Source organism: Burkholderia mycopellens (assembly GCF_964265025.1).
In the GTDB taxonomy this organism is placed as follows: domain Bacteria; phylum Pseudomonadota; class Gammaproteobacteria; order Burkholderiales; family Burkholderiaceae; genus Burkholderia.
This window is the reverse complement of sequence record NZ_OZ183802.1, coordinates 957,940-972,450: the sequence shown is the minus strand read 5'-3', so window position 1 is coordinate 972,450 and position 14,511 is coordinate 957,940. Positions and strand designations below refer to the sequence as shown.

Here is a 14,511-nt window from a genome sequence, read left to right as displayed (position 1 = left end):
GTCAACATGCGACTACTTCCACTGGTACAGCATGCCGGCGCCGATCACCCGCTGACCGCCGCTGAAGCCGCCGTTGAGCGACGCCTTCAGGTTGTCCGTGATGCGGGCCTGCATGTTGACCGCCATCGCCTTCTGGCCGAGGAAGGTCGACGTACCCAACCCCACCCCGAAGTTGGCGTCGCGATCGAGCTGCGGGATCGACGCCATCGCGCCGACGGCCGCGATACCCTGCTTCGCCATCTGGTCGGTCTGCTGCAGTTGCGAACCCAGCGAGTTGATCTGCGCCTGCTGGCCCGACAGTGCCGTCGACAGCGTCGACTGCACCGCATTGAGCTGGTTCACGTTGACCGCATCGGTGCCCTGCGTACCCGGGGCCACATTGATGATCTGGCGCTGCTGCGTGTCGCTGCCGACCGACACCACGTTCTGTCGGCCGCCGTCCGTCGAATTCGCGCCGATCGCCACCGAGTTCGAGCCGGCGGTGACGGTCGGCTTGTCGGTGCCGGTGCCGTTCATGTCGGCGGCGACGCCGGCGGCGTTCGTCGTATTCGTCGTCATCAACGTGGAAAGCTGACTCAACTGGTTGTTGATGTTCGTTACGCCGGTCGACAGCGAGGCCACGTTGTTGTTCGTCGTGCTCAGGCCGGTCGACAGCGAACCGATGCCGGCCGCCGTCGATGTCGACAGCGCGTTGATCGCAGTCGACGTCGATGTGGACAGCGAGGACACGTTGCTGTTGGTCGCGCTCAGGCCCGTCGACAGCGAGTTGATCCCCGTCGACAGCGATGCGACGTTCGTCGCGGTCGACGTCGACAGGTTGTTGACCGCCTGGTTCGTCGCGTTCAACTGGCTGCCGTTGATCGCATCCGTGCTGGTGGCCGAGACCTGGCCGGCAGCGACGTTCGTGATCTGGCGTTCCGCGCCCGGCGCACCGACGCTCAGGACGCCCACCGGATTGGTGCCGACGACCGGGTACGTGACGCCGCCGACCGTGACGCTCGACACCGCGATCGCGTTGCCGGTGACCGAGTTCGCGCCGAGCGCGATCGAGTTGGCGACGTTCGCGGTGGCGTTCGAACCGAACGCGAGCGCGTTGGTGGCGCTGGCCGTGGCGCCCGAGCCGTAGGCCTGTGCGCCTATGGCGCTGGCCGTGGCCTGGTTGCCCAGTGCGATCGTGTTGTCCGCGGTGGCCTGACTCGAGCTGCCCAGTGCGAGCGCGCCGTTGCCGGTTGCCGTGTTCGCGTTGCCGAGCGCCACTGCACCGGTGCCGGTCGCCGTGTCGTTTGCACCCATCGCGACTGCGCCGGTGCCCGTCGCGACGCTCGGGTCGCCGATCGCGACCGCGCCGTCGCCGCTCGCGGTGTTGCCGGAGCCGATCGACACGGCCTTGCCGCCGGTGGCCGAAGCGCTTTGACCGATCGCGACCGCGCCGTCCGATTGCGCGTTCGAGCCGTTACCGACCGCGACGCTGCTGGCGCCCGCGGCAGTTGCGGCGACGCCGGCGGCCAGCGAGTAGATACCCGTCGCGGCGCTGTTCGCGTAGTTCGCCCCTGCCGTACCGCCATCGTTGACGCTGTAGTAGTGCGTCTTCGCGGCTTCGATCGCGGTCGAGGTCGACGTGGACAGCGACGTCATCGAACTGTTGGTCGAGCTGAGGCCCGTGGAAAGCGAGCCGATGCCGGTCGACGTCGAGGTGGACAGGGACAGGATCGTGCTGTTCGTGCTGCTCAGGCCGGTGGACAGCGAGCCGATGCTCGTCGAGGTCGACGTGGACAGCGAGGAGATCGAGCTGTTGGCCGATGACAGGCCTGTCGATGTCGAAGTCGACAGGGACGTGATCGAGCTGTTCGCGGACGACAGGCCCGTCGAAGTCGACGTCGACAACGAGGAGATCGAGCTGTTCGCCGATGACAGGCCAGTCGACGTCGAAGTCGACAGCGACGACACCGTGCTGTCGGTCGAGCTCAGGCCGGTCGACAACGAGCTGATGCCCGTCGAGGTTGACGTCGACAGCGACGAAATCGAGCTGTTGGCCGACGACAAGCCGGTCGACGTCGAAGTCGACAGCGACGACACCGTGCTATCCGTCGAGCTCAGGCCGGTCGACAACGAGCCGATGCCCGTCGAGGTTGACGTCGACAGCGAAGAAATCGAGCTGTTTGCCGACGACAACCCGGTCGACGTCGACGTCGACAGGGACGACACCGTGCTGTCGGTCGAGCTCAGGCCGGTCGAGGTCGACGTGGACAGCGAAGAAATCGAACTGTTGGCCGACGACAAGCCTGTCGATGTCGAGGTCGACAGCGACGACACCGTGCTGTTGGTCGAGCTCAGGCCGGTGGACAGTGAGTTGATGCCCGTCGAGGTTGACGTCGACAGCGAGGAGATCGAACTGTTGGCCGACGACAAGCCGGTCGACGTCGAAGTCGACAGCGATGCCACCGAGCTATTGGTCGAACTCAGCCCCGTTGACAACGAGCTGATGCCCGTCGAAGTCGACGTCGACAACGAGGAGATCGAGCTGTTTGCCGAGGACAAGCCGGTCGAGGTCGACGTAGACAGCGACGTAATCGAGCTGTTCGCCGACGACAGGCCCGTCGAGGTTGACGTGGACAGCGACGAAATCGAGCTATTCGCCGATGACAGACCGGTCGACGTGGATGTCGACAGCGACGACACCGTGCTATCTGTCGAGCTCAAGCCGGTCGACAACGAGTTGATGCCCGTCGAGGTCGACGTGGACAGCGAAGAAATCGAACTGTTGGCCGACGACAACCCGGTCGATGTCGACGTCGACAGCGACGACACCGTGCTATCGGTCGAGCTCAGGCCGGTCGACAGCGAACTGATGCCCGTCGAGGTCGACGTGGACAGCGAAGAAATCGAACTGTTGGCCGACGACAACCCGGTCGCTGTCGACGTCGACAGCGACGACACCGTGCTGTCGGTCGAGCTCAGGCCGGTCGACAACGAGCTGATGCCCGTCGAGGTCGACGTGGACAGCGAAGAAATCGAACTGTTGGCCGACGACAACCCGGTCGACGTCGACGTCGACAGCGACGACACCGTGCTATCGGTCGAACTCAGGCCGGTCGACAGCGAGTTGATGCCCGTTGAGGTCGACGTGGACAGCGAAGAGATCGAGCTGTTAGCCGACGACAAACCGGTCGATGTCGACGTCGACAGCGACGACACCGTGCTGTCGGTCGAGCTCAAGCCAGTGGACAGCGAGCTAATGCCCGTCGAAGTCGATGTGGACAACGACGAGATCGAACTGTTGGCCGATGACAGGCCGGTCGAGGTCGACGTCGACAGCGATGACAACGTGCTATCCGTCGAGCTCAGGCCGGTCGACAGCGAGCTGATGCCCGTTGAGGTCGACGTGGACAATGAAGAGATCAAGCTGTTAGCCGACGACAAGCCGGTCGACGTCGACGTCGACAGCGATGACACCGTGCTATCCGTCGAGCTCAGGCCGGTCGACAACGAGCTGATGCCCGTCGAAGTCGACGTGGACAACGAGGAGATCGAGCTATTGGCCGACGACAGGCCGGTCGATGTGGAAGTCGACAGCGACGTGATCGAGCTGTTCGCGGACGACAGGCCCGTCGATGTCGACGTCGACAGCGACGACACCGTGCTGTCGGTCGAGCTCAAGCCAGTGGACAGCGAGCTAATGCCCGTCGAAGTCGACGTGGACAACGAGGAGATCGAGCTATTGGCCGACGACAAGCCGGTCGATGTGGAAGTCGACAGCGACGTGATCGAGCTGTTCGCGGACGACAGGCCCGTCGACGTCGAAGTCGACAGCGACGACACCGTGCTGTCGGTCGAACTCAGACCAGTCGACAGTGAGCCGATGCCCGTTGAGGTCGACGTGGACAGCGAGGAGATCGAACTGTTGGCCGATGACAGGCCCGTCGAGGTCGAGGTCGACAGCGACGACACCGTGCTGTCGGTCGAGCTCAGGCCAGTCGACAACGAACTGATGCCCGTCGAAGTCGATGTGGACAACGAGGAGATCGAACTGTTGGCCGACGACAAGCCGGTCGACAACGAGCTGATGCCCGTCGAGGTCGACGTGGACAACGAGGAGATCGAACTGTTCGCTGACGACAAGCCGGTCGAGGTCGACGTGGACAGCGACGTAATCGAGCTATTCGCCGACGACAAGCCGGTCGACGTCGAAGTCGACAGCGACGACACCGTGCTGTCGGTCGAGCTCAGACCGGTGGACAACGAGGAGATCGAACTGTTAGCCGACGACAGGCCGGTCGACGTCGACGTGGACAGCGAAGAAATCGAGCTGTTGGCCGACGACAAGCCGGTCGACGTCGACGTCGACAGCGACGACACCGTGCTGTCGGTCGAGCTCAGGCCGGTCGACAACGAACTGATGCCCGTCGAAGTCGATGTGGACAACGAGGAGATCGAACTGTTGGCCGACGACAAGCCGGTCGACAGCGAGCTGATGCCCGTCGAGGTCGACGTGGACAACGAGGAGATCGAACTGTTAGCCGACGACAGGCCGGTCGACGTCGACGTGGACAGCGAAGAAATCGAGCTGTTGGCCGACGACAAGCCGGTCGACAACGAGCTGATGCCCGTCGAGGTCGACGTGGACAACGAGGAGATCGAACTGTTCGCTGACGACAAGCCGGTCGAGGTCGACGTGGACAGCGACGTAATCGAGCTATTCGCCGACGACAAGCCGGTCGACGTCGAAGTCGACAGCGACGACACCGTGCTGTCGGTCGAGCTCAGACCGGTGGACAACGAGGAGATGGAACTGTTAGCCGACGACAGGCCGGTCGACGTCGACGTGGACAGCGAAGAAATCGAGCTGTTGGCCGACGACAGACCGGTCGACGTCGAAGTCGACAGCGACGACACCGTGCTATTCGTCGAGCTCAGGCCGGTGGACAACGAGGAGATCGAACTGTTCGCCGACGACAAGCCCGTCGAGGTTGACGTGGACAGCGAAGAAATCGAACTGTTAGCCGACGACAAGCCCGTCGAGGTCGACGTCGACAACGACGAGATCGAACTATTCGCCGACGACAGCCCCGTCGACGTCGACGCGGACAGCGACGTGATCGAACTATTCGCCGACGACAAACCCGTCGACGTCGACGTGGACAACGACGTGATCGAGCTATTGGCCGACGACAACCCCGTCGAGGTCGACGTCGACAGCGACGACACCGTACTAACCGTCGAGCTCAAGCCAGTCGACAGCGAGCTGATCGAGCTGTTCGCCGACGACAGGCCTGTCGACGTGGACGTGGACAGCGAACCGATCGAGCTGTTCGCCGACGACAGGCCTGTCGACGTGGAGGTGGACAGCGAACCGATCGAGCTGTTCGCCGACGACAGGCCTGTCGACGTGGAGGTGGACAGCGAGGTAATCGAGCTATTCGCCGACGACAAGCCCGTCGACGTCGACGTCGACAGCGAGAACAATTGACTGCCGTTGACCGCGTCCGTACTGGTAGCGGAAATGGACCCCGCCCCAAGGTTGGTGATCTTGTAACCGGATACGCTGACGTTACTGCCATTCAGGATGATGTTTCCCGGTGCATACAGTTCGATCGACTGCCCCGGTATGGAGCCGGTGAGGCTCGGACTTGCTGTCGTGGCGTTGTTGACAGTGATCCATGTGGACGACGTGCTAGCAGCCGAATTGGCTCCAGGCCCCGCTGAAGTGCCGCCCATGAAAAGCACGTCGCTGCCAGTGACGCAACCCATGTTATAGCTGGTTTGCTCGCCCGTCGGAGTGTAGCCAGTGGTCGATGCATTGCCACAAACGACAAATGCAGCGGCATACACGGCCGACGGCGTGAAGAATCCCCCACCCACCAACACCACAGCAGCCAACACCCCCGCTACGGCGCTCGTCCCGCCAGCCCTTCGCCCTTTCGCAATTTCCGACGCGGCCACATAGGTACCCGTCTTCTCACACCAGACACTCTTGTAAATCTTGTTCATTTTGATCTCCCTGTTGTTCTGTCCGGCCGATCTGAATTCGCACCCAAAACAACTGCGGCTCTTGTGAAAGAAACACACTTCCCCACGGCCCCGCGGGGAAGTTCATCGCGGGCGACTTTTATGCCTCTGCACCCGGCACCCGCCCTTCGCCCGTCAGGCCGTTGCCGAAAATGTCGTGCAGTGCCATGCCGGCATAGCGCTATACGGCATGCCGAATGCTTATTTCATCGACTACTGACAAAGACACAAAAAGTGTTTGCTGCTGGAACGACCACGCTTGGCAATCGGCGACTCTCATCCCTGCCTTGCAGGCACGCCATTTCCATCGCGTGAAAATCACGAGAATTATTTCTATATATCTGGAAACGAATTAATCGTCTCGACGGGCAATCCCATCAAGCACGCGACAGCAGAGAAACTTGCCGCACGCTTCATTCCGAGAACATATATTTACTTCCCGACACCAACATCAATACCGATCTTCATTAAAAGATGGATCATGATCGAAACACCTCAGAGATCGGCAGCCCTTCATACCGTCACACTTGCCGGCGCAACACCTGGAAACATGCACACGCGACCTTCGTATCATCGTGAAAACCCGCGTACTCAATCGTCACGCTCGAAATTGGATATCTCAAACTGCTTTCGATCCTTATCGCGAATCCACTCGGGCGCGCGCCCTACCCCGGACCATGTCGCCCCGCTGACCGGATCGAAATAACGCGGCCGCCGTTTGGTCGCACGGCGCAGGATATCGACCGTAAAAATATCCTCAGGAGAAAATCCGAACTCACGGACGCAATATCTAATCTCGAGCAAAATCGCCTCGGCGGCCGCTCGCCGCTCTTCAGCAATTCGAGACTCCAGCTTCGCCATTTTCTCCAAATAACGCCGATGAGACTCCAGGTTGCGCATTTATATAATTACATCTCGTAAAACATAAAAATTAGCAACGTTCGAGTCGACAACACGAAAACATTCCGCCACCTGAACTCGCAGCCGCCCGACAATCTATATGGAACATGCTATATCGATGCCGAGTAGAGATTGACAACATTTGTCACACATCAATCGCACCCCAATATCCGTTCCGTTCATAAAAGTTGACAAAAAAAGCGCTCAAGAATGTCACTCTATTTCGCAAATCAATCCTGCCATCCGGCCATACAACGCCCAAGCAGAATATTTCAATTCACTTTCGCTTAAATCCGAAATACAGGCCGACCCATGCACGAGGGCATGCACGGATTTGAGCAACACGACAAAAATGGTGCCAATGAAAATTCTTGCCGTTGACGACGAGCCAGCACAGGCGGCGTTTATCCGCGATTCCCTGATCGGCGAAGGGTTCGATGTCCGAAGCGCCACCCGCGGCGCGGAAGCCATACGCCTCCTCGAAACCGATACCTTCAACCTGATCGTGCTCGACTGGAACTTGCCGGATATTTCCGGGCTGGAGGTCCTTGCCTGGATTCGCGCACGCGTCGGCAGAGACCTCCCCGTGTTGTTCCTGACGAATCGAGTGCGCGAAGAGCAACTTGTCGTTGCGCTTGATGCAGGCGCTGACGACTATATGGTCAAACCCGTCCGTCGCCATGAGTTGGTCGCAAGAGTCCGTGCGCTCCTGCGGCGGGCCTATCCGGTGAACTCGACGCCGACATCGATCAGCATCGGTCGCTATCGTCTGGATCTCCTGACCGAAACCGTATTCCTGAGTGACGAGCCGATCAAACTGACGTCGAGAGAATTCAACGTCGCCGTTGCGCTGTTTCAAAATTGCGGTCGCGCGATGCCACGCGACGCATTGATCAAGTCGATATGGGGGCGCCATAGCGACCACATTTCCCGGACGCTCGATACACACATCTATCGGGTGCGTTCCAAGCTGCGAATCGGCCCCGAGAACGGTGTTCGACTTCGCGCTGTCTACAATCACGGCTATCGGCTGGAGTTGCTCGATCCCAGCCCCCCGGACGATGCGGAATAGCGGCTTACCGCAACGCTCTCGACACTTGGCGCCGCGTACCCTCCGACGCCATTACAGCAACGACATAGGCGGTTCGAACTCAACACGCCTCAACGACCGATACGGCAGACGCCATACGCGATCGAGGAATCCAACTGCGAGCCGCAAGCAACCGGGACTGACTGCAGCGCGCCGTGATCATGATGCTGTCGCAGCTAGTTCGGCTGACCGGCAAGCACGGCGCGTCTGCAGTCAGGCGATCGTGCCACCGCGCAAGCCCTACGCCGGTTGCAAGATACAGCGGTCAGTAATCGACGTGCCCTTGACCATCGCTTCCCTCCCTTCGGGTACCGTCAACCTCCAGGCGAGTGCCGTGACGCTCAGAATTCGATACAGGGAATCTTTCATTTTTCAACCTCAAATCGGAAGCCACGAGTCGCATCGATCGCGACCGGGACTGGAGACGGCTCGAGCCATCGTTACCGAGCCGGCTCGCGCGACGGCGTGATGATCGACTTCGTCGAGCCCTGAATCAGTCGAGACGCAAGCGGCACGGGCTCACCATGTTTGGGGCGATCGGCAAGCCAGGCCACGCAGACAGCCAGTGCGATCGCGCTCCCCCACAATGTCAACAGAACACGCATCTTCACTTCACCTTCGCTGGCTTTGCCGCTTGCGCGATCTTTTCCTGCGGCTTCGGCGCCGTTTCCAGAACGATCACCAGTACCACGACAAGTCCGCAGATCAGCAGACCGCACATGCCGAATATCGCTCTATTCACGTCAGCGCCACCACTGCACCGTTGGTCCGAATGTGCCGATCGATCCGCACCGGGAAATCCACGTACGAACGCTCGAACCACGCGTCGAAGCGTCGACTCGATTCCAATGCCCAACGGCTGCCCCGACCTTTCGACGATGCCTGAACGCATCTCCCGTGGGGCCACCCGTTGTCCCCAAATAGGTTCGTCGTAGACTTCCATGGATGAGGCCAGATTTAATGTTCCACCCATTTTTTATTAGGAATACAGATAACATTACTCACGAATTTGACTCTGCCAAAGACATCGAAACATCGGCTGATTGGATCGGAATGCCGACGACCCATGCGCTGCGTCGAACAGTCACAACTGGCCAGCAGTCGCCCGACACGGTCGTCAGAAACGCCTGGAAGCCGTCATTCGGCATGATCCGGGTAGCCGTTCCGATTGTTCTACTTGCCAACTACTCACGCCGATACGCCTCACGCAACAGCAACATTTGACTTCATCTCCGTCGACGAAGTCGTGGCGGTGAACGCCAGCTCAGACAAGACGCGTTCGATTACTTCGGTCCAGTTTCCACGCGTGGCCTGAGTGAAGATTCGCATGCCGGGATACCACGGACTATCGTCGCGATCGCGCAACCAGCGCCAGCAGCCCGCGTACCGGTTCAGTAACCACACGCGCTTGCCGATGGCTGCGGCCAGGTGGGCGACCGCGGTGTCAACGGAAATGACAAGATCCAGCGTGTCGATGAGGGCCGCGGTATCGGCAAAATCCCTCACCTCGTGCATCCAGTCGACCACGTGTGGATACTTCTCGCGGGATAGCGCTTTCGAACTGTCATCCGCCTTCTGCAGGCTGATCCAGTGCGCGTGAGGCCACGCAAGCAATGGCGCCATCGTCTCCAGGTTGATACTACGCCGGCGATCATCGGGCGTGCCCGAATGCCCTCCCGCCCAGACCACCCCGATCCGTGGCAAGGTGCCTGGCCGCAACGTCGCCACTTTCAATGACCATTTTTGTGAACGCCGCCGATCGGCGTACAAATAAGGCAGGCCGGCGGGGATGTTGTCTACTCGCGTTCCGTAGGCCATCGGCAGCGACAGGAGCGGGCAATACCAGTCCCACCGAAGTGCGTTGAATGGCTTGTCGTCGAGCAGTGTCAGATTTGGCCACCGGGAGCAGAGCGAATCGGTCAGCAACCGGCGCAGCGGCTTCGGGCATAAGAAACCAACTGCCGTGAATTGCCGGAGTGCCATTTCGAGATATCGGCAAAATTGCAATGTATCGCCAAAGCCCTGCTCGGCCAGCACGAGCAGGCGGTTTTCGCCAGGCGGCAGCCCTTGCCCCAGCCACCGACGGATCGGCAGGGCCGGAGGCTTGACCCCGGCAGGCGAATCGTCCGCCTGCATGGTTGCCCACCGGTGTTCGAAATATGGCCAGGCTTCCCTATATTCACCGGCGCGAAGCAGTGCATATCCGAGATTGCCGTGGGCTGCGAGATTTCTGGGATCCAACTCGATTGCTCGACGATACGCATTGATCGCAAGGTCGGTCTCGCCTAACAGTCTGAGACACACTCCCATATTGGTATGGGCATCCGAACGTGCCGGATTTCGTTCGATCGTGCGTCGGCAAATATCGATGGCGTCTTCCGGCTTGTCGTCCAGCACCAAGGCCATACACAGGTTGTACAACAGCTTCGAAGTGTCGAGGTCCGGCTGGTGATCTTCGGCAAACGCCAGACCGCTTCGCGCGCTTGCTGCCGCCTGCTGAAACGCCTTCAATCGGACTTGCGCCACGCTCAGGCTGTTGTAGAAGACGGCGTTGGGAGACACGTCGATAGCCCGCTTGAACCAGTCCTCGGCCTCCTCGGCGTTGCCCAATGAAAAAGCGATCAGCCCTCTCAGATGCAGGACGTCACCGCTTGAGGGGTATGCCTTCAGAACGTCATTGACGAGATGAAGAGCAAGTTCAAATTGGCCAGCGTTATAAGCGTCAACGGACTTTTCATAGCACAACTGGACATCGTCGATACTCGATCCCATAGGAACTCCGATCAGCAACCCGCGGTAGCGAGCATTCCGCAGCACGACCCGGAATCAGAACATAGCCACTGGATATCCACCATCGAACAAATGCTGATTTCCCGCGCTGCGCGGCGCGCGCGTCGGAAACCCGCAATTTCCGCGGGGATCCTTCTAACGTCGACGTGTCAGGTCGAAGACAAGCGTGCCTCAGTGCTTGGCTAGACAAACAATATTCCGAGATCGGTTGTGCCCGAACGCGGACAAACGGCATCCCGCTCCGCTGAATCCCCGATGGGAAAAAAAGCCAAGCGCGAGCTTGGCGTCAAATCCGAGGGGAAGTGCTCCGGTAACAGAGCACTGACGATGGTACGCGTCCGCACACGGCGAGATTTGAACGATTGTCACATTCAGAAAGAGGGATCATTTGCGGCCTTCGGCGATCATCGTCACCGGCCTGCGAGAACCGGCCATTCAAAAGCAAGCGAACGATCGGCTCAACGACGGAAGCGCGCCTCGTCCGGAAGCCTCGCTTCGGCAACAAGGTCCGTCCGAATCTGAACGAGCCTCAACATCAACCGTCGGAACCCCGCACGAATACGACAAATAAACCCTTACAACGCAAACCCTGACGAACGGCCGCACGCACAGCCGGCGGGCTCGCACGGTTCGCGAATTTCACCCGGCCTGTTTGCGCACCGGGAAAGCACGGAGTTCGTGCGGCCGGTGACATCGCATAATGAACCTCAATAGCGACGCCGATTCCGTCCTCTGGAACGCGCCACTTGGCGCGCGCCGGATGTCTCTAGCGCCGCCCCTCGCTAATCTATCGATCCGCGTCAGACCATTCATTTTCATTACGCCGATATTTACGTTTCAATTCTCTGCTAAACGCGTAATACCCGCTGTCCGTAAGCCCTTGGATTACATTCAGTAATTTAATGCGAATCATTCTCGTTTACATTGACTTTCCCATTTGACACTCCTACGATGCGCCGCGTTGCGTTCATCTTCATGCTCCGGCCAATCGGCGCCGAGCGTCCGGACAGCGACCGACAAGCAGGATTCCACACTAAATAGAACCACGGATTTGATATGAAGTTTGCGTCGTCCCAGGGAGACAGCGTCCGCGCCCGGATGCGCCCCGCCGCCTGTGCGGCCATCCTCGCGTGCGCGTCGTTCGCGAGCGGCACGGCTTTCGCCGAAGTGCCGGTCGACGCGCAGCCCGAAGCACCCGAGGCCGACCTGGCGATCCAGGCGAAGCCGACCAACATGTGGACCGGCGTCTGGACCCGCCAGAACCTGCTCGGCGACATGGGCGGCATCCGCCCGTGGCTCGGCAAGTACGGCGCGACGCTGCAGATCACCGAAACCAGCGAATACCTCGCGAACCTGCGCGGCGGCCTGAACCGCGGCGGTGCCTACGACGGACTGACGACAGCCACGTTGACGGTCGACACGCAGAAAGCGATCGGCTTGGCCGGCGGCACCTTCAACGTCAGCGCGCTGCAGATCCACGGCACCAACCTGAGTGCACGGAACCTCGGCACGCTCAATACCGCGAGCGGCATCGAGGCGCAGGGCACGACGCGCCTGTGGGAGCTGTGGTACCAGCAGTCGTTCCTCGACAAGCGCGTCGACGTGAAGATCGGCCAGCAGAGCCTGGACCAGGAATTCATGGTCAGCACGTATGCGAACACGTTCGTCAACACGATGTTCGGCTGGCCCGCACTGCCTTCGTACGACCTGCCCAACGGCGGTCCCGCGTACCCGCTCGCCGGCCTCGGCATGCGCGTGCGCGCGCAGATCACGCCGAAGCTCACTGCGCTCGCAGGCGTGTTCGACGGCGATCCGCTCGGCAACAACCCGAGCAACCTCAGCGGCACCAACTTCAACCTGCACAACGGCGCGCTCTACATCGGCGAGCTGCAGTACGCGCTGAACCAGCCGGCCGACGGCGAAATGGACACCGGCCGCTCGAACGGGCTGCCGGGCACCTACAAGATCGGCGTCTGGTATCACAACGGCCGCTTCGCGGACCAGAACGTGGGCACCGACGGATTGTCGCTCTCGGATCCCGCATCGAACGGCGACGCGCAGCAACACCACGGCAACTACAGCTTCTACGCGGTGGCCGACCAGATGATCTGGCGCCCCGACCCGAGCGGCGCGAAAAGCCTCGGCGTGTTCGCACGCGTGATGGGTGCGCCGGGCGACCGCAACCTGGTGAGCTTCTCGGCCAACGCAGGGATCGTGCTGAAGGCGCCGTTCGAAGGCCGCGACAACGACAGCGTCGGCCTCGGCGTCACGTACATCCAGGTCGGCAGCCACGTGACCGACCTCGACCAGGCCGCGCGGACGTTCGCGACCGGCCCGTACGGCGTGCGCACCCGCGAGACGACGCTCGAGGCGACCTACCAGTACCAGGTCAACCCGTGGTGGATCGTCCAGGCCGACGCGCAGTACACGTTCAACGCCGGCGCCGGCCAGAACCCGAGCGACGCGACCCAGCCGCTGCGCAACACGTTCGTGCTCGGCGCGCGTACGACGATCACGTTCTGAGCGACGCGCCCACGCTGCCCATTTTTCGCGCGCCGCCCGGACGGCGCGCTCCCCAGGAGACTCACATGAATCCATCCGCCCCGCTTCGCCGCCTCGCGACGGGCGCACTGGCCGCCGCCGCACTGACGGCCGCCGCCGGCGCGCTGGCCGAGCCGCAAGGTTTCCTCGAAACGCTGCATCGCCACATCACGCTCGTCAACACGGTGCCGGACAACGGCGACCAGAACCCGTACGCGATCGCGGTCGCGCCGGTGTCGGCCGGCACGATCCAGGCGGGCGACGTGCTCGTCGACAACTTCAACAACTCGGCGAACCTGCAAGGCACCGGCAGCACGATCGTCAACTACCGCCCGTCGACGAAGCAGCTGAGCCTGTTCGCGTCGATCCCGCGCGACCTGAAGGCGTGCCCGGGCGGCGTCGGCCTGTCGACGGCGATGACGATGCTGAAATCCGGCTGGGTGATCGTCGGCAGCACGCCGAGCAACGACGGCACGACCAACACCAAGGGCGCCGGCTGCCTGATCGTGCTCGATCCGCAAGGCAAGATCGCCTCGACGTGGTCGACGCCGAACATCAACGACCCGTGGGGCAACATGGCCGTGGTCGACCGCGGCGACAGCGCGACGCTGTTCGTCAGCATGGCCGGCTTCGGCGTCGGCGGCGCGGACGGCAATCCGCCCGTCTACAAGCAGGCGACCGTGCTGCGTCTCGACCTCGACGTGCCGGCGGGCAAGCCGCCCGTGATCAAGCAGGAAACGGTCGTCGCGAGCGGCCTCGGCGCGCAGGCCGACAAGGGCGTGTTCCTGGTCGGCCCGACCGGCCTCGCGCTGTCCGGCGACCAGAAGAAGCTGTACGTGTCGGACGCGATCGGCAACCGCATCGTCGAGATCGACGACCCGCTCACGCGCGACACCAGCGCGGGCGTCGGCCGCCAGGTCACCGCCGACGGCTTCCTGCGCCGCCCGCTCGCGCTCGCGACCGCACCGAACGGCCACCTGCTCGCGACCAACGCGCAGAACGGCCAGGTCGTGGAGATCGACCCGGTCGCCGGCAAGCAGATCTACGCGCGCTGGATCAATACCGACAAGGCGCAGACGCCCCCCGGCAACGGCAACCTGTTCGGCATCGCCATGACGCCGGAAGGCGACGGCTTCTACTACGTCGCGGACGACGTGAACACGCTGTTGCTCGCGAAGTAACGG

The 14,511-nt window shown here is 61.5% G+C and carries 6 protein-coding genes; 3 read left to right on the top strand and 3 right to left on the bottom strand.

The features are described from left to right. Positions 1 to 12: 12 nt before the first annotated feature. Both ACPTTC_RS04495 and ACPTTC_RS04490 read right to left on the bottom strand, forming a co-directional pair. A complete protein-coding gene (locus ACPTTC_RS04495) occupies positions 13 to 5,988 on the bottom strand; it encodes a YadA-like family protein (protein ID WP_423393314.1) in 5,976 nt (1,991 codons plus the stop codon). A gap of 609 nt (positions 5,989 to 6,597) precedes the next feature. Then, entirely contained in the window at positions 6,598 to 6,906 is a 309-nt protein-coding gene (locus ACPTTC_RS04490; protein ID WP_423391679.1) for an H-NS family nucleoid-associated regulatory protein, read from the bottom strand. A 361-nt stretch (positions 6,907 to 7,267) separates the two neighbouring features. Here ACPTTC_RS04490 and ACPTTC_RS04485 point away from each other — a divergent pair, with 361 nt between their 5' ends. Beyond that, entirely contained in the window at positions 7,268 to 7,978 is a 711-nt protein-coding gene (locus ACPTTC_RS04485; RefSeq protein WP_175966830.1) for a response regulator transcription factor, read from the top strand. A 1,221-nt stretch (positions 7,979 to 9,199) separates the two neighbouring features. On the opposite strand, the gene ACPTTC_RS04480 is transcribed toward ACPTTC_RS04485, so the two are convergent. Next, entirely contained in the window at positions 9,200 to 10,768 is a 1,569-nt protein-coding gene (locus tag ACPTTC_RS04480) for a tetratricopeptide repeat protein (protein WP_423391678.1), read from the bottom strand. A gap of 1,074 nt (positions 10,769 to 11,842) precedes the next feature. On the opposite strand from ACPTTC_RS04480, the gene ACPTTC_RS04475 reads away from it, so the two are divergent. Both ACPTTC_RS04475 and ACPTTC_RS04470 read left to right on the top strand, forming a co-directional pair. Further along, complete coding sequence (locus ACPTTC_RS04475) at positions 11,843 to 13,309, top strand: carbohydrate porin (RefSeq protein ID WP_423391677.1); 1,467 nt, start codon at positions 11,843 to 11,845, stop codon at positions 13,307 to 13,309. Positions 13,310 to 13,374: 65 nt separating this feature from the next. Further along, positions 13,375 to 14,508, top strand: coding sequence for a hypothetical protein (locus ACPTTC_RS04470; protein ID WP_423391676.1), 1,134 nt, complete (start codon positions 13,375 to 13,377; stop codon positions 14,506 to 14,508). Positions 14,509 to 14,511 lie beyond the last annotated feature (3 nt).

Excerpts from the sequence above, each read along its gene's own strand:
- ACPTTC_RS04495 (WP_423393314.1), bottom strand. The coding sequence starts at position 5,988 with ATGAACAAGATTTACAAGAGTGTCTGGTGTGAGAAGACGGGTACCTAT.
- ACPTTC_RS04490 (WP_423391679.1), bottom strand. The coding sequence starts at position 6,906 with ATGCGCAACCTGGAGTCTCATCGGCGTTATTTGGAGAAAATGGCGAAG.
- ACPTTC_RS04485 (WP_175966830.1), top strand. The coding sequence starts at position 7,268 with ATGAAAATTCTTGCCGTTGACGACGAGCCAGCACAGGCGGCGTTTATC.
- ACPTTC_RS04480 (WP_423391678.1), bottom strand. The coding sequence starts at position 10,768 with ATGGGATCGAGTATCGACGATGTCCAGTTGTGCTATGAAAAGTCCGTT.
- ACPTTC_RS04475 (WP_423391677.1), top strand. The coding sequence starts at position 11,843 with ATGAAGTTTGCGTCGTCCCAGGGAGACAGCGTCCGCGCCCGGATGCGC.
- ACPTTC_RS04470 (WP_423391676.1), top strand. The coding sequence starts at position 13,375 with ATGAATCCATCCGCCCCGCTTCGCCGCCTCGCGACGGGCGCACTGGCC.